Annotated in this window: 4 protein-coding genes; all 4 read right to left on the bottom strand. The window is 72.2% G+C overall.

What is annotated here, in order from left to right:
* Nucleotides 1-47: 47 nt before the first annotated feature.
* Nucleotides 48-752 (bottom strand): ABC transporter ATP-binding protein, encoded by a 705-nt coding sequence (locus G3I65_RS32545; RefSeq protein WP_160699494.1) that lies wholly within the window; start codon nt 750-752, stop codon nt 48-50.
* A complete protein-coding gene (locus tag G3I65_RS32540; protein ID WP_160699493.1) occupies nt 737-1,552 on the bottom strand; it encodes an ABC transporter permease in 816 nt (271 codons plus the stop codon). The genes G3I65_RS32545 and G3I65_RS32540 overlap by 16 nt, the downstream gene beginning before the upstream one ends.
* A gap of 125 nt (nt 1,553-1,677) precedes the next feature.
* Nucleotides 1,678-2,388, bottom strand: coding sequence for an MBL fold metallo-hydrolase (locus tag G3I65_RS32535; RefSeq protein WP_160699492.1), 711 nt, complete (start codon nt 2,386-2,388; stop codon nt 1,678-1,680).
* Between the two features lie 10 nt (nt 2,389-2,398).
* Nucleotides 2,399-2,948, bottom strand: a 550-nt coding sequence (locus tag G3I65_RS32530; RefSeq protein WP_239071591.1) for a LysR substrate-binding domain-containing protein, incomplete at its 5' end; no start/stop codon positions are given.

Below are 2,948 nucleotides of genomic sequence, written 5' to 3'. Positions count from 1 at the left end.
CGCCGCAGCCGGCCAGCACCACCGCGGCCGCGACGGCCGCCATTCCCCTACGCCACAGCATCTTCGGTCACTCCCAGGTCCGCCAGCACGCGGCGGCGGAGGTCGTCGTGGTCATCGGCTTCACGCGGCCGGTGGGCAGCCACGATCCGGCCGCCGTCGAGCACCAGCACCCGGTCGGCGAGGCGCAGGGCCTCGTCGACGTCGTGGGTCACCAGCAGCACGCCCGGCCGGTGCCGCCGCCAGAGGTCCAGCACCAGGCCGTGCATCGCGATGCGGGTCAGCGCGTCGAGGGCGCCGAACGGCTCGTCGAGCAGCAGCAGGTCGGGTTCGCGCACGAGCGCGCGGGCCAGCGACACGCGCTGGGCCTCACCGCCGGACAGCGTGAGCGGCCAGTCGTCGGCGTGCTCGGCCAGCTGGACCTCGGCGAGCGCTTTCTCGGCCAGCGCCCGGTTGCGGGACTTCGAGACGCCGTCCTGGCGCAGGCCGAGGACGACGTTGCGCCAGACCTTGCGCCACGGCAGCAGTCTCGGCTGCTGGAACGCGACCGAGACGGTGCCGGTGACGTCCGCGCCGCCCTCGACGTCGCTGTCGAGCCCGGCGAGGACGCGCAGCAGCGTCGACTTGCCGGAGCCGCTGCGACCCAGCAGGGCGACGAACTCACCGCGCTCCACGGTCAGGTCGAGTCCACTGAGGACGGTTCGGTCGCCGAACCGCTTCGTGAGGTCGCGGACCTCGGCTACCGGGTTCGCCACCGCAGCACCTTCCGTTCGAGCAGCCGGACCAGCGCGTCGGTGACCAGGCCGAGCAGGGCGTACAGGACGAGGCCGACCACCACGACGTCGGTGCGCAGGAACTCGCGCGCGTTGTTGATGAGGTAGCCGACGCCGGCGTCGGCGTTGACCGTCTCGCCGACGATCAGCGCGAGCCAGGCGATGCCGAGCGACTGCCGCAGCCCGACGAGCGCCTGCGGCAGCGCGCCGGGGATGACGACGTGCCAGAGCCGTTCCGCGCGGCTGAACCCGAGCGCCCGCGACGCCTCGACGAGGTTCGCGTCGGCGCCGCGGATTCCGGAGTGGGCGTTGAGGTAGAGCGGGAAGGCCACGCCGAGCGCGACCAGCACGATCTTCGTTTCCTCGCCGATGCCGAACCACAGGATGAACAGCGGGATCAGGCCGAGGAACGGCAGCGTGCGCAGCATCTGCACCGGCGGGTCGACCAGCACCTCGCCCCAGCGGGACAGCCCGGAGACGATGCCGAGCAGCACGCCGATGACGGCGCCGATCGCGAACCCGGCGCCGACCCGGCCGAGCGAAACCGCGAACGCTTCACCGAGTTCGCCGCTGCGCGCGACTTCGACGCCGGCCTGCACGACCGTCCACGGTGAACTGAGCTTGTCGGGCGGCAGGACGCCGGTGGCGCTCACGAGCTGCCAGGCGGCCACGAGCACCACCGGGCTGATCCAGCGCCGGAGGTCGACGCGCCGCGCCTTGCGCGGTGGCCGCTGACCGGCCGGCCGGGCGCGCGCGAGCACGCCCGTGGTGGAAATCGACACGGATTTCTCCCGGGGACGGGGGTTTCTTCGATTGCGTGGCCCCGACCTTCCGGTTAGTGGGAAGCGAAGTCAATCCGCGCCCACTCCGTGAACTCCCGGCGTTTCAGCCCGTGGAACGGCTTGTCTCAGCCGCCGAACATGACCTTCCATTCTTCGAGCGACCGCGGCCGGTAGACGAAGTTGCTGCGCTTCACTTCCGACAGCGCGGCCGACGGCTCGTTCGAGTACCGGTGGCCGGGGTAGACGACCGGGTCCCCGGCGAGCCCGGCGAGCTGCTGCAGGCTGCGGTAGATCTCTTCGGCGTCCCCGCCGGGGAAATCGGTGCGGCCGCAGCCTTCGAGGAACAGCGTGTCCCCGGAGACGAGCTTGTCCTCGACGAGGAAGCACTGGCTGCCCGGCGTGTGCCCGGGCGTGTGCAGCAACCGGATCGGGACGGAGCCGACTTCGAGGACGTCGTCGTGGTCGTGCGCGCGCAGGTCCGTCCCGGACACCCCGGTGACCCGCTTGACCCACTCGCTCTCGGCCCCGTTGACGTGGATCGGCACCTGCTCGATCGCGAGCAGCTCGGCGATGCCGGGCAGCGAGAAGCCGAGCATGTCCCCGCCGACGTGATCGGGGTGGTGGTGCGTGGCGAGCACCCCGGTCAGCCGCATCCCGTCTGCCGCCAGCACGTCCAGCAGGTCTTGGACGGCGTAGGCGGGGTCGACGATGACGGCTTCGTTCGTTTCGCGGTCGCCGATCAGGTAGGCGAAGTTCAGCATCTGCGTCGCCACGGAATCCCCGCGCGCGAAGTCGCGGCCGGCGAGCAGCTGCCGGAAGTACAGACGATCAGGCATGTCAGACAGCCTACGGTCCGGCCACCGCCGTCAGCGCGGCCAGCACGGCGGCGACCGCGGGCGGGTCCGGTGGGTCGCCGTACGTCGCCGCGTGGATGCGGCGGTGGACGCCCGGCAGCTCGGTCGCGTGGATGTCCGGGCGGTGGTGGGCTTCCAGCGCGAGGCCGGGCAGCATCGCGACGCCGAGACCCGCCGCGACCAGGGACTGGACCACGACCATGTCGTCGCTGAGGGAAGCGATGCGCGGGGTGAAGCCCGCCCGGCCGCACACCGCGTCCAGTTCCGCGCCGCAGCGGTCGCAGCCGCCGATCCAGGCGGAGTCGCGGTGGGCGGTCAGGGTGTCGGCCGGGTGGCGGCTGATGAGGTGGATCGGGTCGTCGGCGAGGTGACGGAACCGGAAGCCGTCCTCCTCGAGCCGGGCGCCGGCGTGCTGGAAGACCACCGCGACGTCGAGGTCGCCGCGGCGCAGCAGGTCCAGTGCCTCCACCGGGTGCTCGTCGACGAGGCTCAGCTCCAGCCCGGGGTGCTCGCGCGCCAGTGCGGCGGCCGCCTTCGGGACC

Source organism: Amycolatopsis sp. SID8362 (assembly GCF_010550475.1).
Taxonomy (GTDB): domain Bacteria; phylum Actinomycetota; class Actinomycetes; order Mycobacteriales; family Pseudonocardiaceae; genus Amycolatopsis; species Amycolatopsis eburnea.
Note: the sequence above shows the minus strand (reverse complement) of the source record. Positions and strands in the feature narration are given on the sequence as shown.